This is a genomic window from Leclercia sp. LSNIH1 (genome assembly GCF_002902985.1).
In the GTDB taxonomy this organism is placed as follows: domain Bacteria; phylum Pseudomonadota; class Gammaproteobacteria; order Enterobacterales; family Enterobacteriaceae; genus Enterobacter.
Map to the genome: position 1 here is coordinate 192633 of NZ_CP026171.1, position 21214 is coordinate 213846.

General features: G+C 50.1%; 23 protein-coding genes. 10 read left to right on the forward strand and 13 right to left on the reverse strand.

Annotated elements, in window-relative coordinates; genetic code table 11:
• The 12 genes from C2U54_RS26225 to C2U54_RS26280 form a co-directional block, all read right to left on the reverse strand.
• Positions 1–1638 carry a PP2C family serine/threonine-protein phosphatase gene (locus C2U54_RS26225; RefSeq protein WP_040113320.1) on the reverse strand — a complete coding sequence of 546 codons (1638 nt, stop codon included), beginning with the start codon at positions 1636–1638 and terminating at the stop codon, positions 1–3.
• Positions 1638–2678, reverse strand: coding sequence for a TerY-C metal binding domain-containing protein (locus tag C2U54_RS26230; protein WP_040113321.1), 1041 nt, complete (start codon positions 2676–2678; stop codon positions 1638–1640). The genes C2U54_RS26225 and C2U54_RS26230 overlap by 1 nt, the downstream gene beginning before the upstream one ends.
• 85 nt (positions 2679–2763) lie before the next feature.
• A complete protein-coding gene (locus C2U54_RS26235; RefSeq protein WP_001253658.1) occupies positions 2764–3402 on the reverse strand; it encodes a vWA domain-containing protein in 639 nt (212 codons plus the stop codon).
• On the reverse strand, positions 3402–4043 hold the full coding sequence (locus C2U54_RS26240; protein ID WP_000116681.1) for a TerD family protein: 642 nt from the start codon (positions 4041–4043) through the stop codon (positions 3402–3404). Before C2U54_RS26240 ends, C2U54_RS26235 begins: the two co-directional genes overlap by 1 nt.
• Positions 4044–4065: 22 nt before the next feature.
• Positions 4066–4704, reverse strand: a complete 639-nt coding sequence (locus C2U54_RS26245; RefSeq protein ID WP_001388628.1) for a vWA domain-containing protein — start codon at positions 4702–4704, stop codon at positions 4066–4068.
• A gap of 463 nt (positions 4705–5167) precedes the next feature.
• Entirely contained in the window at positions 5168–5635 is a 468-nt protein-coding gene (terW, locus tag C2U54_RS26250) for a tellurium resistance protein TerW (protein ID WP_001176767.1), read from the reverse strand.
• Positions 5636–5652: 17 nt separating this feature from the next.
• Positions 5653–6861 carry a DUF4236 domain-containing protein gene (locus C2U54_RS26255; protein ID WP_000506888.1) on the reverse strand — a complete coding sequence of 403 codons (1209 nt, stop codon included), beginning with the start codon at positions 6859–6861 and terminating at the stop codon, positions 5653–5655.
• Between the two features lie 10 nt (positions 6862–6871).
• Complete coding sequence (locus C2U54_RS26260) at positions 6872–7828, reverse strand: HpcH/HpaI aldolase/citrate lyase family protein (RefSeq protein ID WP_040113322.1); 957 nt, start codon at positions 7826–7828, stop codon at positions 6872–6874.
• Positions 7828–8907 carry a cysteine protease StiP family protein gene (locus C2U54_RS26265; protein WP_040113323.1) on the reverse strand — a complete coding sequence of 360 codons (1080 nt, stop codon included), beginning with the start codon at positions 8905–8907 and terminating at the stop codon, positions 7828–7830. Before C2U54_RS26265 ends, C2U54_RS26260 begins: the two co-directional genes overlap by 1 nt.
• A 1-nt stretch (position 8908) precedes the next feature.
• Positions 8909–9682, reverse strand: coding sequence for a hypothetical protein (locus tag C2U54_RS26270; protein WP_001040062.1), 774 nt, complete (start codon positions 9680–9682; stop codon positions 8909–8911).
• The gene (locus C2U54_RS26275; RefSeq protein ID WP_001282603.1) at positions 9675–10817 is read right to left on the reverse strand and encodes a phosphoribosyltransferase domain-containing protein; all 1143 of its coding nucleotides are present in this window, start codon (positions 10815–10817) and stop codon (positions 9675–9677) included. The genes C2U54_RS26270 and C2U54_RS26275 overlap by 8 nt, the downstream gene beginning before the upstream one ends.
• Before the next feature lie 9 nt (positions 10818–10826).
• Complete coding sequence (locus tag C2U54_RS26280; protein WP_040113324.1) at positions 10827–11885, reverse strand: ATP-grasp domain-containing protein; 1059 nt, start codon at positions 11883–11885, stop codon at positions 10827–10829.
• A 322-nt stretch (positions 11886–12207) separates the two neighbouring features.
• Between C2U54_RS26280 and C2U54_RS26285 the strand changes: the two genes are divergently transcribed.
• The 8 genes from C2U54_RS26285 (at position 12208) to C2U54_RS26320 (ending at position 18724) form a co-directional block, all read left to right on the forward strand.
• The gene (locus C2U54_RS26285; protein WP_040113325.1) at positions 12208–12789 is read left to right on the forward strand and encodes a TerD family protein; all 582 of its coding nucleotides are present in this window, start codon (positions 12208–12210) and stop codon (positions 12787–12789) included.
• Complete coding sequence (locus tag C2U54_RS26290) at positions 12789–13946, forward strand: TerD family protein (RefSeq protein ID WP_040113326.1); 1158 nt, start codon at positions 12789–12791, stop codon at positions 13944–13946. Before C2U54_RS26285 ends, C2U54_RS26290 begins: the two co-directional genes overlap by 1 nt.
• A 22-nt stretch (positions 13947–13968) precedes the next feature.
• On the forward strand, positions 13969–14424 hold the full coding sequence (locus C2U54_RS26295; protein ID WP_000007448.1) for a tellurite resistance TerB family protein: 456 nt from the start codon (positions 13969–13971) through the stop codon (positions 14422–14424).
• Between the two features lie 22 nt (positions 14425–14446).
• Positions 14447–15487 (forward strand): tellurium resistance membrane protein TerC, encoded by a 1041-nt coding sequence (terC, locus tag C2U54_RS26300; protein WP_000255079.1) that lies wholly within the window; start codon positions 14447–14449, stop codon positions 15485–15487.
• Positions 15488–15535: 48 nt separating this feature from the next.
• Complete coding sequence (terD, locus tag C2U54_RS26305; RefSeq protein WP_000116680.1) at positions 15536–16114, forward strand: tellurium resistance membrane protein TerD; 579 nt, start codon at positions 15536–15538, stop codon at positions 16112–16114.
• A 68-nt stretch (positions 16115–16182) separates the two neighbouring features.
• Positions 16183–16758 carry a TerD family protein gene (locus tag C2U54_RS26310; RefSeq protein WP_015062975.1) on the forward strand — a complete coding sequence of 192 codons (576 nt, stop codon included), beginning with the start codon at positions 16183–16185 and terminating at the stop codon, positions 16756–16758.
• A 58-nt stretch (positions 16759–16816) separates the two neighbouring features.
• Entirely contained in the window at positions 16817–17467 is a 651-nt protein-coding gene (locus C2U54_RS26315; RefSeq protein WP_032610453.1) for a hypothetical protein, read from the forward strand.
• Between the two features lie 15 nt (positions 17468–17482).
• Positions 17483–18724, forward strand: coding sequence for a vWA domain-containing protein (locus tag C2U54_RS26320; RefSeq protein WP_015062974.1), 1242 nt, complete (start codon positions 17483–17485; stop codon positions 18722–18724).
• A gap of 147 nt (positions 18725–18871) precedes the next feature.
• Here the strand turns inward: C2U54_RS26320 and C2U54_RS26325 are convergent, their stop codons facing one another.
• The gene (locus C2U54_RS26325) at positions 18872–19552 is read right to left on the reverse strand and encodes an HAD family hydrolase (protein WP_032610522.1); all 681 of its coding nucleotides are present in this window, start codon (positions 19550–19552) and stop codon (positions 18872–18874) included.
• A gap of 313 nt (positions 19553–19865) precedes the next feature.
• Here C2U54_RS26325 and C2U54_RS26330 point away from each other — a divergent pair, with 313 nt between their 5' ends.
• On the forward strand, positions 19866–20495 hold the full coding sequence (locus C2U54_RS26330; protein WP_032610449.1) for a hypothetical protein: 630 nt from the start codon (positions 19866–19868) through the stop codon (positions 20493–20495).
• An 82-nt stretch (positions 20496–20577) separates the two neighbouring features.
• Positions 20578–20997 (forward strand): hypothetical protein, encoded by a 420-nt coding sequence (locus C2U54_RS26335; protein ID WP_015062971.1) that lies wholly within the window; start codon positions 20578–20580, stop codon positions 20995–20997.
• Positions 20998–21214: the final 217 nt, after the last annotated feature.

A 21214-nucleotide genomic window follows, 5' to 3' on the forward strand; every position in this document is an offset into this window, starting at 1 on the left:
TTACCACAACACCGCAATAGTGCGGTCATCATGGTTCCCAGTGGAGAAAAAGTTTAACCAGTCGCCTAACCCCTCAGACGCAATACTGGCGTCTGCGAGGATAGGGGAGATCTCATTAATGAGACGGGTCCATTTTTCGTCACTGCGAAGCCCGTTATCAGTCTCAAACAGAGGGTCTGATACGCCGTCGGTCATAAGGATCAAGTGAGATACGTCATTCCATTTGCCCACGCTGATGCGACCAGTAAATGATGGGTCTGCGATAATGCTCTGGTCAAGGAAGCGGGTTTGTCCTGCGTATTCTCCGCTATCGGGATTTCCAAGTATCCTGACTTTACCTGAAGGACTGTATGCACCTATCGCACCATCGCCAAGCCAGAAAGCAGCTGCAAACAACTCGTTTTCAGTTCGCAGTGCTACAGTTGCAAGAAGGGTTGTTGAATAGGATTTCACAGGTTGTTCTGCACAAATGGCTTCGTTCTGGATGCTGTTGACCGCGAGCGTAGCTGCCTGTTTAAAATGATGAAGCATGGCGTTTATGGTTGCCTGCTGATCGCTCCCTTCCCAAGTCGTGATATGCTCTTTTAAACGGACGCCTTTCACTCCACTGAGCTGATTGAAAAGGTAATCGCCAGCCGTCATGACTGCAATTCGCGATCCCTCTCTGGAATTTACTGCACTACCGGCCCCGTCTGCGACCAGCATGACAGACCATCCTGTTTCCTGGCAGTGGTTGATATAGAAGTCATCATCTCTGAAGCTCCCGGCATGCTCATGAGAGCGGCCCCGGCGACTGGCGGCAGCAATACATATGTTATCTCTGACCAGGCCAGCAGAGTCCAGATGGGCCTTAGGGTAGGGAGTGTCTGCTGGTGGTTCTATTACCTTCCACAGGCTTCTCGGATCCGGGTTTACTACAAAAAGTAACTTTGTTTCGCATTCGTCGTGCGAAGTGTATGACCACAGTACTGAAAGCTCAATATCGCCAATTTCAGTGGGTATGCCAGTGAGCAACCCTTGTTCTTTTTTATACGACAAGCCAATGTCCCGGGGAAAGACAACGTCTCTTATCGTCGCCCGTCCACCCTCATCCAGTATGATGGCAACCGGCGAAGAGAAACGTTCGCCTGCGCGGGCGTTGGGTATGGTTATTCTCGCTGTCGGGGGCATTACACATTGCACTGCTGACCCGGTCCGATGCTGGCTTTCCGGTACCTGCCCAGGTTTTAGTATCGGAGACGGCTGGTTTTCAGTTTCATTTTTTCCTGGTTTCTGAAGTTCGTAAAAAGGCATCAATTTCCACAATGTAGGGCTGGTTTCGTTGACTGTGGCTGTTTGCGTCTCTTTTTTGTCAATAGCGTGGTTTCCCTGCATATCCTCATCAGTCCCGACCGGCTGTTGCTTTTCGGCAAGGCCTGGAGCAGGCGGGAGGGCAGTCACTGATTCGTTCTCACCTTCGTTAACCAGTGCAGAGGTACCTTTTGCAAGGTTCTCAATCCGCTTTATAAGCTGCATAACCTCGGCAGACAGGGCAGGATCCTGGGATGGAAGGGAAAGCCGCTCACCTTCTGCGGTGTGGCTGAGCTCAGACAGAACTAAGCGGATAATCTTTTCTTCAAGTGACGTATTTTGCGACATCAACCTCTCCCTCTGTTTACGTCGAAGTTAGTGTTTCCGCCATCATTGCTGAATGAAAGACCTTTTTCACACCATGGGCAGATCACGTCATCGGGGCCATCAATGCAGAGCAACTTCCCGCATGAGCACATGGCAAACGCACTGGCATTACCACAGTGGGGGCAACCCGGTACACCATGCAGTTCGCTTGTGTTTACCTGCAAATCGGTAGCGGTGGCATCTGACCACGCAAAATAGTCCTCATCAATGGGATAGCATCCGGCAATATTAAAGTTGTTCAGGTTCAGGTTGAAATCGAGCCCGGAAATCCTTGCTGGTGGCCGTTCATACTTCATCAGATACGGACGACGGGTCTTGCTGCAACGGCCGGTAAGCGTAACGCAGTTTTCGTCGTACGCTTTTACTGGCTCGTCCTTGGCCAGCCGGACTATGTATTCAGTCTGGCTGAGCTCAGGTTGTTTGTCGTCTCCGACGCTGCGGCTGTGCGCCGTAACCGAGGCTGTGATCCATTTGATGAAGCGGGTAAAGTCCCCTTCCTGAGACTCGGTGAACAGCATGACATTCTCTGTCAGTTGCCGCAGGGTATTCAGGTCCGCTGACGGCCCCAGGCCAACGGCAATGAGATTCACTTTACTCGCGTAGTGATCCTTCCAGCGCTTCACTTCTGCGGTTGTGTCGTCAGTCGGACGTCCGTCGGTAAGGAGATACACGACGGGTTTCCAGTCGCCTTTAGCCTCATGAGTGGTTTTTCTGACCTGGGTATCAATTTGTACGGTCAGCTCACGCAATGCGGCCCCAAGGCTCGTACCGCCGCCAACGGGAAGGCGGGGAGGGTAGAACGAGGCAATTTCGTGAAGAGGTACAATCGTACGGGCTACACCGGCAAATGCGATTACCGAAACCCAGGCTGTTTCAAGTGCGTGTGGATCCTTTCTTAAATCTCCGACGATCATTTGCAGACCATCAGTCATTTTTTTCAGGTTTTCACCAATCATGGACTCTGAACAGTCCAGGACAAAAAACACGGGAAGGCGTCTCATAATTTTCCTCGTACGGCTGGTACGGCCAGCAGAAAACGTTGCTGTACAGAAAGGTGCTGCCCGGAAAGCAGCACCTTTCTGTCTGTCAGAGCACCAGCTGGATTTCTGGTGGAGGAGGGGGAAGGGTATCAGTTCCGTTATTGATCCCCGCGCTTGTGCTGCCGGAAGACACGCTGGCCGATACCCATTTAAAGAAACCTGCAAACGCGGTTGAATCTAGCGTCTCCAGAGACACAACCTTATCGGTGAGCTGTTTTAAGTGCTCATGGCCTGCTTTAGGACCAACGGCGCAGGCAATGATGGATCCGAATCCCCGGCCGCGAATCGCTTTTACCGCTTCACCGTACGCCAGGGCATCAGAAGGGGTTCCATCAGTCATCAGGAATACCAGAGGACGCCAGTCTCCTTTTGTATCACCATCTGAGCGACGTACATCCCGTTCAACACACTGCATCAGACATTCAAGGGCAGCACCGGTGAACGTCCCGCCTGCGCTTGGCACAACGATGTCAGAAAACTGGAAGTCTTCCAGCGGCGTGAGAGGAATGAACTCACGCGCCTCATTGTCATAGGTGATAATGGAGATATGAACGCTTTCGAGGGCGTAGGGATCCTGGCGAAGAGCGCTAAGCATCGCCTGAATTCCAACGTTAACGGAATGGATGGACTCACCGCGCATCGAGCCGGATGTGTCGATAACAAGGTAAACAGGCAGGCGGCGCATCACATGTAATTCCTCAGGTGCGAGACAAACGAATCTGATTCTGAAGGCTCACCAATTGCCCTGAGTTTCCAGCCTGTAGCCTCGCGTATCAGCTCGGCAAAAACCATGGAGCGCTGGCTGGCGAAGGCGGGTCCGCCAGAAAGATCGAATCGTGCCATTTCAATATTACGGGCATCTACTGCCCGGATGAAGGCATTCTGAACTTTACCAAAGTGCTGCTGGAGCTTTTCACCATTGTAGATCTGAACGATGAACACAATTTTCTCGTACTGAGCGTCAAGGGAATTCAGGCGCACAATAATTTGCTCATCGTCACCGTCACCGGCTCCGGTTCGGTTATCGCCCGTCAGCCAGATATTTCCTGACTTATGGCGAAGGCTGTTGAAAAAGATGATATCGCCATTCACAAGCGTTGGTTTACCATTTTCCACATTGCCGAGATCGGTCACCTTTCCGGCTGAATTACACAGGAAAGCGATCACATCAAGGTCGTATTCTTCTTCTTTTTTACCAAAGATCCCGCCGAGGAAACCTTTCTTTTCCTCATTAATATCCCAACCCAGGCCGATAGTAACGGACGAGAGATCGTATTCATTTTTTTTCAGGCTTACGCCCTGGCCTTTGCTCAGACTGACAGACATGACATCCCCTTAATTAATAAAATTATAAGACCACGTTTACTTCTGGCGGCGGTGGTGGCAGGTCTTCAAGACCGATCACTTCTTTTTTGCTGGACTCCACTTTCTGACTGCCTACCGAAATGCTCGCACTGACCCATTTAAAGAAAGCTTTAATCGTCGAACTGTCAGCTGTATCGAGCTGAACCACGATTTCAGTGATTTCTTTGAGGACGCTGGTATCGGCATCATGCCCGGCTGCACATGCCACAACAACGCCGGTTCTGGCCGCTTTAAAGTCATTTAGGCCTTTACGCCAGTCATCATTCGGACTTCCATCCGTCATCAGGAATACAAGGGGACGCCAGTCACCTTTAGTGTCAGCCGTCGTTTTCTGTACTTCTTTGGCAATGGAGCTGGCCGTCAGGGTAAGCGCTTCGCCAAGAGAGGTGGTGCCGCTGGCTGTTAGTGCTGGCATCTGGAAACTCAGGAGGTCTGTCAGGGGGACTGCCTGTCGGGCTGAAGAATCAAAGGTGATCACTGACACGTAAGCCGTTTCGAGTGCATACGGATCCTGTTTCAGCGTGGTAAGCAGCGTCTGAACGCCATTCTTAACCGCTTCGATAGGCTCTCCGTGCATAGAGCCGGACGTGTCGAGTAGCAGATATACGGGTAAGCGTCTCAAATGTAATTCCTTCTTAAGAGATCGGAAGAGGAGAGTAGTTTCAGGAAGAGGCCAGAGTTTGTAGATTTGATAAAACGGCACGACATCTGTCGGGTGGAGATTAAATACTCAGAAGCGGCATTAAAGAAATAAGTTAACCACCATTGAATTACCGACATGTGAATGGCCTCTTATCAGAGAAAAAAATTCAGACCGTACTGGAATATAAGATTTCTGAAAAAAACTCCGGCAAAAATAAACTTTCTTATGTATGAAAATCATCATACATCACAGATCTGCATGAATGGAGTGTAAATCGCCCAAAGATTGATGTGTAGCACAAGAGGATGTCAAGACACCAGGTTTTGTAGGCAGAAAGGCGCTGCTGACATTGCGGGAGGAGAATAGATCAAAACTCCGTCACGCAGATACAGAGGTGAAATATGACAAAACCGGGGTTTTCACCCCGGTCTGAGATTTAGCGTCAGGACTTTTTAGCGCTGTATTCTTTTATCAGTTCATCAACGGAGTGCAGAGCCAGCTTCTCTACCGCTTCACTTCGGGTCGAGCCACTCAGCGCAGCCAGACGGTCAATTTTTCTTAAAATCCGCATGCGTAGCGATAATGACACGGCTGTTTTTTTATCCTTATCGAGTACGACCTTCCCTGTGGACTCACCGGTTTTCAGTTCAGCATTCTGTGCGAGCGCTTCATTCATCCGGCGAAGGGTCTTTTTATCCAGCTGGCCCGGATTAACGAGATGGTATGAATGACCTGCCTTGCTGTATTTGATCTCCGCAGAATATGACTCGCGTAGCTCTTTGAGTGCCCGGGTTAATGTCGGCTCTGAGCATTCCAGACTGGTTATAATGTCGGCAGCGGAAACGGGCTTGCCGGTGCCCAGTAAGTTGGCAAGCTTAAAAATCCGGGCCTGTCTGGTATTTAATTGCATCGTAAGATTTAGCCTGCTTAAAGGGTTAGTGGTTCAATAGGCTGAAAAATGAAGGTACTGCTCATCTTTCGAATAACCGGTTGATCGCCTAACGCTTCAACCGGATCAATGTGTTCTAAGCCTGCAAAATTTACTGACGACATCTGGCTGCGACTGCATTTGCAGGACAGGATATACTCATCCTCCAGATAGCCGGTCCGCTTACTGACCCGTTGCGTAAAGCCTGACACAATCACGTTGTCGAACGGTAGCGTATGTAAAACGATACCGACCAGGCGGAACAAGCAGCCATGGACGTGGCGGGCATAGTTTTCGCGTACGGCTTTTTGCGTCATGGCTTTTTCCGTCAGCTCCGTGCCCCGGGCATTAACGCCGTAAATCTTATCAGGGAAATCTTCAATCTCAGCTAAATCAACATCCAGCAGGACTGCTGATAGCTCCGGCTTTACTTCAAATGCAACAAGCGTTTCACGCGGCCATTCAGTTTCTGCCAGCACACCCGCCAGGTATGATTCGAAAAACGCGGCGTCTGTCCGGAACTGCTGCCGGGCATCTGCCTGAGCCGTGGCGAGCCGTTTTTCATGTTCTTCAGCCTCAAACTTCCAGTTTGCATACTGTTCGGCCCAGGCCGTCCGTTGTTGCTGGTACCGGTGCTGTCGAAGGGTATTCTCACGCTCCACATCAATCAGCTCCTGCTGCCACCGGCGAAGATTTTCGGCGTGGCGCTCAGCTTTAGCTGATTCCGATTCAAACCATTTACCCAGAAAACTAATGCCTTCGCTCTCGGCAGGCTTTTCCGGCAATGCAAGATAGTCTGGCTTTTCTGGACGCACCGGTGCCGGAACCTGAAAAGGCGACGTTCTGTTATGCAGGTATACTGCTTCCAGCTCTGCCCAGCTGATGCCTGTTTTGGGATCCGGCGTCAGCTCGTGAATATTACGGATTGCGGTCACCGCTGACATGAGATCAGCGGCTTCCTGCTCAAGCGCCTGTCTGAGCCCCGGGTCGGTAGCCGTCCGGTTCCCACCTCCGGAACGCGCGGCCCGGTCAAGCCGGGTACGGTAACTCAGCCCGGTACCGGGCAAGCCCAGATTGGCATAGGTCCCCCGGCTTCCAAAAGAAACGGAAGCACCTCTCGGCCCGACACTCAGGCTCGGTGCACCGTTACTCAGGTTGAGGCGAACACCAGGAATAATGTTGATCGACTTTCTGAACCTGAACCCCATTATGATTTCCTTAATGATGCTGGGTCACGGTAAGTAATCTGATTCCATCAGCGCTTTGCTCGTTCTGTAACCCATAAAAACTAGCTCTGTCCAGAATGCCAGCCGCCCAGCGGCGATGTGTGGCGGGTTCACACATTGCTCCCTGCGACTTAAACACGGCCTGGGTAGAGTTCAGGATCCGCAGAGCGTCAGAATGCTCACCCTGAGTGACCATCAGCGCGTTTTGAATGACCTCTATCTGACCCGGGTGAATGGCCGTTTTCCCAACAAGCCCATGTGCCATATCAAGAGCCAGCTCTCTGGCCATTACGGCATGATCGTCAATATGCTCACATACGGGCGCGGTCAGGGCAAAATCACGCGGGCCGAAGACCGAAACGAGCATTTTGATGACGTAGCCCATCGGGCTGTCATACAGCGTCAGGTCCCGGGGACGGCGAAGCGACACAACGTTCATAAGATCGTTGCCGCCGATTCGAAGCGCAATAATGCGGTCGTGGCAGGGATGTTCCACCAGACGGGTGGCCAGCTCGCGCATCTGAACCACGTCAAAGACGTCTTCTGTTTCCAGCGTTGGCATCATGCACAGGTGAGTCCCGCCCATGATATCCCACCATTCAGCTAACGAACTGAGGGTAAATTTCGGCAACACAAACCCGTCGACAGCGGAAAGATCATAATGCGCTTTTAACCATCTGCCCATGTCGGCATGCCGGGGGCGAATGAACACCAGAGGCCAGTCATTTTTACCCAGGCTACGCATGCTGTTACTGAGCTCGTGCAGCAGGTGCTCCAGATTTTTGAGGGCGATGGGGATGTCTGCTTCACTGACAGCATCCTCAAGGCAAATTACCAGAGAGCGCAAACCCGGGATTTTCCCATGCAGGACGGCATCAGCAATATCTTCCCGTGTTGCAGGCATGTATAGCGTGGCTCCCAGATTCCAGGGAGAAAGACGATTTTTCATCAGAGTACCTTCTTGATAATGGTTACAGCCCGATACTGGCCGAGGGTTCCCCCCATTTCTGTAACAACTATTCCCTTTTCACGAGCAAGCCCTACAAGCAAGGCAACGTCCGGGTCGTCAATAGAACGCACAAATATATGGTCCGGTACCCGACGCAATACAGCCCGGGTTGCTTCAGCAATACCGGGTTTAATACGATTGACGCTGTCCACTTTAAATTCATCGGCCAGGAACGCGATAACGTCGCAACTTGTCTGCCATAAGATCCGGGCTGACTCCGTATTCCAGCTCAGGGGAGCGAGGGATGTCGGTGTTAACTTCTTACGGAAATGAGCGACGGTATCGACAAACATCCGGCTGCATTCGAATTCACTGAGATGCTCGCAAACCATGCACCCATGTAATCCTTCAGAGGACCATACTGACCGGGAGATCAGACCTGATACCGGCGCACCCATGATGCCAAAAGGAATGAGCCAGTCATCATCACTTGCTGCAAGCCAGGAACAGCCACAGGGATCGGCCAGGACAACCAGTCGCGGCTGCTCAGGATAGCCCGGGCGATCTTTCAGTGCGCGTACAAGCTCTCCGGTAATTGCGCCTTTACCTGTCCATCCGTCAACAAAGACAATACCGCTGGTACCATGCCGCTCTTCAATGACGTCGAGTGCTGCACCGTCAATTCCACGATCCCGGATGATGCTGATGCCGTAATGCCATGAGGTTTTCCCCATGTCACGCAGGGCCTGGTGCAGCATAACGCCGAGCGGTACGCCAGCTCTGACAAGACTGGCCAGTACAATGGGCTCATCACCGAAGCGTTCGGCCAGAGAAATAGCGAGCTGTGTGACTTCTTTTGCAAGCCTCTCTGCGCCCCGATCCAGCGCCCGGTGAAACAAATCAAGATGCCATTGTGTTGGTGCTGGCTCCTGGCTGAGCATGTCTGAATAATGTTTCTTCCCGGACTGAATCAGCTCTTCTTTTTGATCAACCGGCGTCATCTCAATGACAACCGGCTTTAGCAGAAATTCCACGTCACCGGGCTGGTATGAGCCGGTAAATGTTTCATGTGGCTGCATTTTAATTTTCTCCAAAAATTCGCTGTGAAATGGCATCTGCAAACTGACTCTGACGCGGGATGCCAAACCAGCTGCACAGTTTCATAAAACGATGATCGCTCAGGCTGTCGCCCAGACCAATTACGGGGAAAACGCCGCGTTCAGCTCGAAGTTTTTCAAGCAGCCAGCTGACGGCCAGCCCTTTCTCAACCGGGGTGGGTAGCCAGGCCACGTTATTACTGTTGCGGTGGATGTAGAAGCCCTCGGTCGGAAACACCGTTTCTATCTCATCTGCAATGGCATTGAGCTCGTCAAGGCGGGTGCTGTCGCGGTGTTTCATCACCATATAAACCGCCGTTTCACCGTATTCGAAGTTCAGTCTTGCCCAGGCATTAATCCCTTTTGCGTCCATCATTTCAGTTATCAGTCGCTGCATCGATGTCAGCTTTTCCTGATAGGGAGCCAGCTGGCCGAGCATATGGGCCTTCCACTCCTCGTCGGGGTTGCCTTCAGGCGTGAGAATGACGGCCCCGTGCGTGGTGATTGCCCAGGAGTGGAAAGGGATCCGTACGCGGCTGATTTCTTCAGTTCCCCGTGCGGTAACGGGAATGAGTTCAGCCTGCTCCAGAAGCCAGTCCACTAACATGGACTGTTCTTCCGTCATAAAGCTTCGTGGATTCAGGGTACGATCAACGGCACCGGTACGGAATGGCTCCAGGGCCAGCTCGTCCACCATTTTACGACGGGTCTGAAAGAGCGTGTCGTCAAGGTCGCTCAGAACAACGGGTTTATTCATAGGTAACAATCTCCACGACGGGCGCAACCTCAGCCAGCGCCTTAAGAAGCTGCGCGTCAATACTTTCTGCGGGTGTCTCAGTACACACAAGAATGCGGTCAAACTGCTGGTGGGCGACGTTATAGACAAAATTGGGGATGCCCAGCCCGTAGTTATCCGTAAAGGAAATGGCGGACTCAATGGCATAACCAACGGCGATAGGGGAGCGGGTGGTCGAACCGTAAAATGCCTTTGCCCCGGCAGCTTCGAGCCGTTCTGCAAGCAGGAACGGCTCCCAGACGAATTCCCCTGTCCCGAGAACCAGAACACGCTCCCCTTTGCGGACGGAAACCTCATGGCCGAGATCGGCCGCAGGTGCGAGCATCCCCAGTCGACCCCATGACTGTTTCCCCTGGATGTCCCATTCTCCGCGTGAAGTTACGTTGACTTTCGGCATGTCCGGGACCGGTGCATCTGGTAATGTGGTCCATCCCCACTGACCGCTTACAAGAGAAACAGAAGTGACGGGTAAGGTGCTGCGCTCGGACAAGGCTTTGCCACTCCAGTCGGTAAGCGTAACGGCGATAACCTGTTCAATATGTTGAAGCTTGCCGGTATTACGCAGGGCAGAAAGCAGGTTAATAAAGGTATTACCGGTGGTTGCCTCGTCATCAATCAAAACCAGCGTTCGCGCGTTGGTAACACGACGTCTTTTCTCTTCATCATCTGGCAGATAGATCAGATGATCAGTGGCGTGGCTGTGTTCTTCCTTGAACTCGCAAAGCAACGTGCCATCAACCGGGTGACGGGTAGAGGTCAGATATACAGATTCACGATGCTGGTGGCGCACTTCATCAAACACACCGGCCCCAAGCCCAACGGCGGTTTCAGCCATACCGATAAACAGTACGGGCCCTGTCAGCGTTGAGGGGAACTGGCTGGCAAGCTGTCTGTAGGCCTGCCGCATGACTGAGGGTGGCACGGGAATGTGCCTGCCGAGTACTTTGCTGACAAACAGAAAGGCGCGTTTCGGGTTACGTCTTTCAGCGATATCAAACAGGTCATCGAGCGAAACTTCACCCTGATCGCGGATTACCTGAATCGTACCGCATGAGAGGGTACGGCGATAAATCATATCTTCGAGGTTATCAGACATAAACACGCCTTAATTCAAAAGGTTAGAGAGTGATTCCGGGTATGCAATTACATCCGTAATGGCTCTCACCGCAACCGGAGAAAAGGTGTTTTTAGCGCTCTGGCGCACCATATCTTCAGACATCAGACCGAGCTTAAAGGCAGCAAATAACCCAGGAAGGTTCACCCCGCTGTGAAGGGTATAACCCACCCCCCCTGACGGACGCATGTTGGTTTCAAGCAGCACCGGGTTGCCATTCACATCGTTTCGCGTCTGAACATTCACCAGCCCGTCGGCCTTCATAACCCGGGCGCAGTCACACGCCAGTTCCCAGGCGCTACCTTCGTTTACCAGATACTGGATAGCCCCTTCCTTACGGCGTCCCACGGCTGCGAGTATTTCGCCCTTATCCGCGAGGATATCGACGGAAAATTCCGGGCCTGGCAGGTACGGCATCAAAACAAGGGGTTTAAACGACTCAGCAGCTGATGCTGCTGCAATATACTGTTGCGGACTGACCAGACGATGTTCGGGATGATTAAAGACGGCCATAGGCGAAGCACTGTCATCAAAGCGCCAGAATCCCATGCCATAGATACCCGTCACCGGCTTCACGCATACCGGGCTGTCAGTGAACGGCGGGGACGCGAGGTGTGTCTTTAATTCTGCCAGCGTATTCACCCTCCAGGATGGTACAACCGGGAGTCCCTTTTGCTCCATAAACTGAGCAAAAGTAACTTTTTCGTCAGCCAGAGTTAACCAGTCGACGCTCGTTGCACCGGTAGTAAGGGTGGCACCGGTCGATTCAATGGCTGAACGGTGTTCTTCAAACCACTGGCTGTTACGGCCAGTATGAATATGGTGGATGCCGTAGGTCTGAATGGTTTCCTGAATAAACTGGAGACGTTTTTGAGGATCTTCAGGTTCAGTCAAAGAATAATCGGCAACGGAAAGGATTTCATTTCTTTCGTTACGGTGGGAGGCAAAAACGGTAATGGCAAAATTATTTTTTTGTGCAAATGATTTTACCCCCTGAATAATATCTCGCTGGGAGGATAAACCTTCCATAAACCAAATTTTCTTGTTCATTTTTTTTAATTATCCGGAACGTCATGCAAATTTATGATTGAGAAGTGAGTCTATGAGTGTCTAAGCTACATGTCAATCATAATATGATTAATAACTTCTGTGGTTATGAAGTGAGTCAGTATTTTTTGGATTCCAGATAAAGTATTGATATTTAAATTAAACATAGAAAATTAACACCCTGAAAAGGTTTTCTTTTTTATGTTTTTACAGAAAACTACCAAAATTTCCCTTGTCAGAGAACTTCATCATGATATGATTTTCTTCGTCAGTTAATAAACAACCCTTTGATTGTCTCGGTCATTACTATTTTAAGGAATAGAACATGGTTTCATTAGTTAAGAACCAGACGGTATCACTCAGCAAAGAATCATCTGCATTAAGCCAGCTTCATTTCGGTCTCGGTTGGGATCCGGTTAAGAAAAAAGGTCTTCTTGGAGGATTGTTTGGAGGCAACGACTCAATCGATCTCGATGCTGGCTGCGTATTAATGGACAGCACCGGTAAAACAATTGACACCATCTGGTTCCGCAAACTGGAATCCACCTGCGGCGCTGTTGTGCACAGTGGCGATAACCTGACCGGTGAGGGTGACGGTGACGATGAAGTGATTAAGGTCAACCTCTCCCGACTGCCTGCAAACGTTGAATACCTGGCGTTTACGGTAAACAGCTTCCGTGGTCAGTCGTTCAATGACGTCGAAAACGCGTTCTGCCGCGTTGTCGATCAAACCGGCAAAGAGCTGGCTCGCTACAAGCTGACTGAGCAGGGCTCACATACCGGGATCGTTATTTCTTCGCTGCACCGTAATAACGGCAACTGGGACTTTACCGCCCTTGGCCATGCCTGTCGCGGCCGCACAATTGACGATATGCACTCCGATATCGTTTCAGCGGTTATCCGCTAATGAACCTGACGCCGGGGGGCAATGCCCCCGTTCCAGCCCAGGAGTTGCGGGTCCGGATCACCTCGGGCGGCCAGGTGGATGCTTCGGCGTTTCGCCTGTATGCCGACGGGAAGGTGCAGGGTGATGCGGACATGGTGTTCTATGGTCAGCCACGTAACGATGATGGTACCGTCAGCCTGGTCAGTGAAGGCCAGTACTCAACCTTTACTGTCGCGCTCAACCGGCTGAAACCTGATGTCCAAAAAATTGCGTTCACCGTGACCTGTGACGGTGGGCAGACGGTGTCCGGTCTTCGTAATCTTTCCATCGACGTGGAGCAAGGGGCTACCGGCCTGGTTAGCGGCAGTGTCGAACTGAGCGGCCGTCAGGAAGCAGCCTTAATTCTGGGTGAATTTTACCGTCGTAATAATGACTGGAAATTCCGCTTTGTTGCGCAGGGGTTCAACGGTGGACTTAAACCGCTGGCAGAGCATTTCGGCGTAAATATTGCCGACGAACCTGCTCCCGCAGCCCCGACTCCTCCGGTTGTAACCCCTCCGCCAGTTGAGACAAAAATCAGCCTGAGCAAGGTATCGCTGACAAAAGAGAAGCCTGCAATCAGCCTGACCAAACGGGATAACTTCGGTGAAATCCGGATCAACCTGAACTGGCACCGGGGCAGCGGCAAATCCGGCTTTGCAGGCATGTTCGGCTCCAAAGGAATCGACCTGGATCTGGGGGCCTTTGTTGAGCTTCAGGACGGGTATAAATCGGTCATTCAGGCGCTCGGTAATGCATTCGGTGATTATCGCGATGAACCGTATGTTCAGCTCAAGGGAGATGACCGGACGGGTGATGTATCAGACGGCGAGTGGCTGCATATCAATGGCCGGGAATGGAAGCATATCCGTGAAGTGCTGATTTACGCCTTTATTTATGAAGGTATTCCCAGCTGGGACAAGACTGATGGTGTGGTCACCATTCATGTGCCGGATCAGCCTCCCATTGAGACCCGCCTCACCGAAGGTGAAAACCGTCGCACATTGTGCGCCATTGCCAGACTCGTAAATGAAAACGGCGCGATTAAAGTCGAGCGTATCAACCAGTACTTCAAAGGCCAGGACGAAATGGACCGGGCATTTGGCTGGGGATTTCGCTGGAGCGCCGGTTCTAAATAACACAGCAACAAAGGAAACAGGTATGAGCTTTTTCGACAAGGTAAAAGGTGCCATTAACTCTGGCCGGGACGAACTGACCCGCCAGGTTGGTCGTTTCAAAAACAAAAAATTTATGCACGGCACCGTTGCTGTATGTGCCCGTATTGCCGTATCGAGTGACGGCGTGAGTTCGGAAGAAAAGCAGAAAATGATGGGCTTTCTTCGCTCTTCAGAAGAGCTGAAGGTATTCGATACCAATGAGGTGATCGAGTTCTTCAATAAACTGGTTTCAAGCTTCGATTTCGATGTTGAAATCGGCAAGGGCGAAACCATGAAATACATCCTGGCGTTGAAAGATCAGCCTGAGGCCGCTCAGCTGGCCTTACGTGTTGGTATTGCCGTTGCAAAAAGTGACGGTAACTTCGATCAGGACGAGAAACTGGCCTCCCGCGAGATCGCTATCGCGTTGGGCTTCGACCCGGCTGAATTTGGCCTCTGATCCACATCCCTAAGGGTAAAATATGGTTTCCACACACATCGGCTTCCCGACTGAAACGGTCATTGTTTTTATTGCGCTTTCAGTCGGTGCCATCTTTATTGACCTGTTTATGCACCGTGATGACAAGCCAATCTCGCTTAAGAGTGCGGCGCTCTGGTCCGTATTCTGGGTTGTGGTTGCGATGGCATTTGCCGGTTTCCTCTATATCCACCACGGTGCTGAGGTTGCCAGTCTGTTTGTCACGGGTTATGCGCTGGAGAAAGTGCTGTCGGTCGACAACCTGTTCGTCATGATGGCCATCTTCTCCTGGTTCGCCGTTCCGGATCGTTATCGCCACCGTGTTCTCTACTGGGGGATCATTGGTGCCATTGTCTTCAGGGGCATCTTTGTCGCCATCGGTACGAGCCTGCTGAGTCTGGGGCCGTACGTTGAAGTTGTCTTCGCTATTATCGTTGCCTGGACGGCGGTCATGATGCTTAAAAGCGGTGATGACGATGATGAAATTGAGGATTACTCCCAGCATCTGGCTTACCGCATGGTTAAACGCTTCTTCCCTATCTGGCCGAAGCTCAGAGGGCATGCCTTCCTGCTTAACCAGAAGGAAGTGGATGCCGAACTGGCGAAACCAGAAAACAGCGATGTCACCATTGGCCGTGGTAAAAAAGCGGCGCTATATGCGACCCCGCTGTTCCTGTGTGTGGCTGTGGTTGAACTCTCGGACGTAATGTTCGCGTTTGACTCGGTACCGGCAATCATTGCCGTCAGTCGTGAACCGCTTATCGTCTATAGTGCCATGATGTTTGCTATCCTGGGCCTGCGTACTCTGTATTTTGTCCTTGAGGCACTGAAACAGTACCTGGTTCATCTGGAGAAGGCCGTTATCGTGCTGCTGTTCTTCATCGCGGCAAAACTCGGCCTGAATGCGACCGATCACATCTGGCATCATGGTTACAGCATTGCGGCTACAACCAGCCTGTATGTTGTACTGGGTGTACTGGCGCTGGGCATTCTCGCAAGCGTCATGTTCCCGGGCAAACCTGAATCTGAGGAAAAGGGGAGTTAATCCCCTTAAGTGTTAACCTGAACAATTACTAATCGAAGAGGTTATTTTATGAGTGTTTCTCTTTCCAAAGGCGGGAACGTCTCCCTGAGTAAAGCAGCTCCGTCAATGAAAAACGTCCTGGTGGGCCTTGGCTGGGATGCGCGTTCAACAGACGGTCAGGACTTTGACCTGGATGCTTCAGCATTCCTGCTGGCCTCAAACGGCAAAGTGCGCGGCGATTCAGATTTCATCTTCTATAACAACCTGACGTCATCCGACGGTTCCGTAACGCACACCGGCGATAACCGCACCGGTGAGGGCGATGGTGATGATGAATCGCTGAAAATTAAACTGGACGCCGTCCCGTCTGAAGTTGACAAGATCATCTTCGTTGTGACCATCCACGATGCTCAGGCTCGTCGCCAGAGCTTTGGTCAGGTATCCGGTGCGTTTATTCGTCTGGTTAATGACGATAACCAGACTGAAGTCGCTCGCTACGATCTGACCGAAGATGCGTCCACTGAAACCGCCATGCTGTTTGGCGAGCTGTATCGCCACAATGGTGAGTGGAAATTCCGCGCAGTAGGCCAGGGTTATGCTGGTGGTCTGGCATCTGTATGTGCTCAGTACGGCATTAACGCGTCCTGATCGAAAAGTAACTTTTCATATCCGGGGCTGTTAATTCAGCCTCATTCAACTGTTTGCAGGAGCTAAAAATGGCAGTTTCTCTCGTAAAAGGCGGCAACGTATCTCTGACCAAAGAAGCACCAACCATGAATGTCGCTATGGTTGGTCTGGGCTGGGATGCCCGTGTAACCGATGGTCAGGGTTTTGACCTTGACGCTTCCGTATTCGCAGTAGGTGAAGACGGTAAAGTGCTGTCAGATGCCCATTTCATTTTCTTCAATAATAAAACCAGCCCTGATGGCGCAGTAGAGCACCAGGGCGACAACCGTACTGGTGAAGGCGACGGCGACGATGAGCAGGTCAAAATTGATCTGACCAAAGTCTCAGCAGACATCAAAAAACTGGTGTTTGCCGTTACCATCTATGATGCAGAAGCGCGTAAACAAAACTTCGGCATGGTGAGCAACAGCTTCATGCGCGTTTACAACAACGACAACGGCGCGGAAATTGCTCGTTTCGATCTGTCTGAAGACGCCTCAACCGAAACTGCAATGGTCTTTGGCGAACTGTACCGCCATGGCGCTGAATGGAAGTTTAAAGCTGTCGGCCAGGGCTTTGCTGGCGGGTTATCTGCACTGGCAACCCAGCACGGCGTGAATATTTAATAATAAAAATAAACTCAACCCCGGTGCTGTCACCGGGGTTTTTTATAGGTGTTAGCACATGGCAAAGAAAAAAGATGATGGTTCAGCAGTAATACTACTTTTTATTGTGGCTTTTTTTGTGTTCCTGCCGTTTCTGATATTCGGGATGTTTTTCTACCGAAAGCTAAAAAGAAAATATTCAGCTATCCCCAACATTCAACGTGTATATGATATTGGCGTCATTTTTAAAACGTTAAGTGCCTCTATCGCAGTTATTGTGGTTTCAGCAGTGCTCGTTCTGCAACTCAGTGCGCTTCCCGTCAAATTTGTATCGCCAGAAATATCACATTATATAGCAAGAGTTATGTTCGTTCTCTATCCACTTGTAATGATCTGGCCAATGAAAAAAATGGCGGAACGCATCGCCATAGAATATTTCGGTATAATTTTTAACGACAATGACAGAACGATAATTCTTCCAGCAGATTTAGGCAATATGGGATTGGGTGACTGGCTTCGTCTCAAGTTTCTGAGCAGGATGGGTGAGCAAGACAGCATTGAGATTCGAAAAATATCGAATATCACACGCGAGAAAGGTGTCAACTTCTATATCCATGGTGATTTCGGATCCCGACGCATCAACTTTTCGAACAAGCAAAAGCGCGATGAGTGTATTTCAGCACTTCAGGCCAGAACCCGGGTAAAGGGTGGCAGAGACTACGGTTACTAAACAAGGAACAGAGTCATGCAATTACAGTCAGGTCAAAATATCCTTCTATCTTCATCATCAGTCACTCTTAATTTGCGATACCCGGTACGTCCCGGTTTTAACGGCGAACCCGACACCTGCGTTTTCATGCTCAACGCACAAGGTAAGGTGAGCGGTGATAACGATTTCATCTTTTTCAATAACCTGAGTTCACCGGAGGGGGCTTTAAAACTGACGGCAGGGACGCAGCAATCAAGCGTACATATTGATCTTAACCGCGTTTCCTCGGCTGTTCAGAAAATCGCCATAACCCTCGTGATAGACGGAAGCGATACTATTACAGGCTTGCAGAATCTGAATTTGCAGGCCTCCGGTATTGCATCGTTTGATCCCGAAACAGCAGGGCGCAGCGAGAAAGCTATTATCGTGGCGGAGGTGTATCGCCATAACGGCAGTTGGAAGCTACGGGCGCTTGGCCTCGGTTTCAACGGTGGGCTTGAGCCCCTGGCGATGAGTTATGGTGTTGATGTTGCACAGACAGCTCCGCAGCCAGCACAACCTGCTCGTATCAGTCTGGAAAAGAAGCTCGAAACAAAATCTCCGCGACTTGTAAGTCTCGCTAAAAAGGCCTCAGTCAGCCTCACTAAAAATAAACTGGAAACCCTGGAGGCAGCAGTTGCGTTTGTTCTTGACGCGTCCGGCTCAATGAGTGGCCAGTTCAGTAAGGGTAACGTTCAGTCCGTGCTGGATCGCATCGCCGTCCTTGCCGCCCAGTTCGATGACGATGGCGAAATGGATGTCTGGGGCTTTGGAGAGAAGCATAAGAAGTATCCAAATGTCACTCTGGATAACCTTGACGATTACATTCAGACCATCCGTGGATCCGGAAAGCGTTCAGCCTGGGAAAATTTGCCGGGGCTTGGTGGGACTAACAATGAACCACCGGTAATGGAAGAAATTGTCGACTACTTCAAAGACTCAAAAATCCCGGTTTACATAGTGTTTATTACCGATGGCGGGATAAGCAAGACCGGAGCAATTAAGAATGCTATCCGGCGCTCAGCCAACTTCCCGATCTTCTGGAAATTTGTCGGCCTCGGTGGATCTAGCTACGGAATCCTGAAAAACCTGGATGATTTTACAGACCGCCGCGTTGATAACACCCATTTCTTTGCAATGGATGACTTCGGCTCTATCAGCGATGAAAAATTATACGATAACTTACTGGAAGAATTTAGACCGTGGATAGATGAAACAAAAAGGTTAAATATCCTTTAACTTGCTTCCTGATAAAGCTTAATTAGAGGGCTCTGGCGAGAGACCCAGCCAGCTGGGTCTTAAAGGTATCAACGGCCAAACACTGGTCATGGACAACTGTGAAAGCTAGCCCCGGTATATTATTTAAAACGTTCATGTTGTGCGATTTTAGACCCTGAACGACTCCTTTTTTAAGCGGTGTATAAAAGCTTTTTTTCTGTCCCAACGAGGATGGAAGTGCCGCCAGTGGGCATCTTTGGCGGCTGCCAGCAATTCATAATCGCCCCGAGTGTCCCCCCAGGCTCGAAGATGATACTGATCTAATGGTCCGTAAATAGACTCCAGCCGGTTAATTTTCTGTATGCAACGACAATTGTGCCCTGTAATGCGCCCGGTCAGGATACCATTAACGCTTTCCAGCTCTGTACCGATGAGCTTGATCCCCAGTCGTTCAGCAAACGGAGCAAGTACAAGCCTCGGTGAGGCTGAGCAGAGTGTCACCTCAACATTGTTAGAAACTTCCGTTGCCACGGCCAATAGGCCTGATGCTCTCATCAGACGCCCCCAATAAAGGTTGCAATAGGCTTCAGCTTTCTCCTTGACCCACTTTTCCTCGATACCAGTGAGAAACGTTGATATTAAAATTTCTTTGAGTTCATCACGAGTTAGTTTGCGACTCAAACACCGCAGGGTAGGAAGAGCGAGTTTAACCAACCGGCGGGTGAAGACACTGTTACCGAAGGCAAAGCGCAAAAAGGGGATAAAGCTGTCATGTCGGGTAAGAGTTCCATCAAAGTCGAAAACGGAAAGAACCTTTATTTCTGCACGAAATGAATTATCCACAAGCAGCCCTTTTTGAATTAGATAAATTTTCCATATTTTATCATCTGACGAGGGTGACTCAAAGCATGTCAGAATTGGATTGGACCATGAAGATCTCGCAGTCTTACACTGCATCTTGTTATCCATGCCGTGGTCAACTAATTGTGGCCCACAACCTGGCTGTTCGTGGAACAGTTGTTCTGATTCATTTGGCGTTTAGCAACTGTTCTCTCTGGCGCTGCATTTAGGAAAGATATAATGGCGCTAAGCCATATTTTATGTAAGGGTATGATATGGTTCAGCGGATTTTCATTCACGATACTGACAACAGGATTTACCTATGACTATCGATACCGACGATTTCGATCCGGTAGATGTAGATGTAGAGGTTGCAGAGGCGTTAGAGAAGCACATGGCACAGTTACGGGACCTGGAAGCATACTGGCCGTACAGCACGACAGCCGTTATTGATTGTTTTTTTGACCAGGCTACCCGGGCAACTCACGCTGAATTGTGGTTGGCTGCCTGTACAACTTTCCTGAACGGGATTGAAACCTCACTGAGGGTGACGCTTGAACTGATGGAGTCACAGGCGCATTCGCAGCCAGCCGCAACGCTGGTGGATTTAAGTGATATGGCCACACTCAGTAATGCCCTAATGAGAAGGGCGCACATGGCTGGTATGCCGGTGACGCTGCTGGCGTTTCCCGAGGAGCAGGATCTGCTGACCAAGATTGCTGAAGGTGCCCCGAAAAGGCCCTATGCGGAAATCGTGAGGGTTCGTCACAATTTATGTCACGGGAACATCCTGGAGCACATCATCACTGTGAGTGACGATTTGGGGGAGCCAGTCCGGTTATTCACACCTGAATGTATGCGTGTCCTGGCAGAGACGATGTCGGCAATCTCGAAACAATGGGTTGCAGGCATGCATCAATATTGGCGTGATAACAATTTATCTATGCCTTGAAAATTCCGGCCGGATTCTGTTCCCGGCGTCAGTTTAACGCCGGGATGAAATAATTATGATCCACAACCAGAAATAGCTGTTTATGGTTGAGAAAATATTGTGGTATAAAAATTATGTTTTTAACTTGGTGATAGTCATGGAGAAACAAATGAAAATTAAATGCATCGTATTGGCAGGAATATTTTCACTGGTATTTTCTGTTCATGCCAGCGAAACACAGAATAAAAAAAGTGATCCAGTACCTGTCTTTGGGCACGCAACAGCTGTTTCAAAAATGTGTGGTGAACTTCTCGGAGAAACTAATCCAGTTAAGATGAGAGATGGGGCTACTAAGATACTAAACGAGACTCTTAGAAGATTACCTGATGCCGAAGTGTCAGATGAAGGGAAAAATGTAATCGAGGCATTTGTTACTCGATCAAGATCCCCGTCTGACATACCTTCTCGCTGTGAAACCAGTGTTAACGAGAGATACTGGGAAATCGTTCAGTCCAAAAAATGATCTGACGTTGGTTGACTGTAAAAAAATATTTCGCCCGTTAAGCTTCTGTCTCTAAAATATATGACTTAATGGGCTATTCAACTCCTTCCTATGTAATATATGAAGTCATTCCCCGATGATTTAATTAACGAAGGTTTAATCCACATGTTCAAAACTGATAAATTGGACAGGCTCAATTTTAATTATTTTACCTCTTCCCGTACTTCAGGTTATTTGG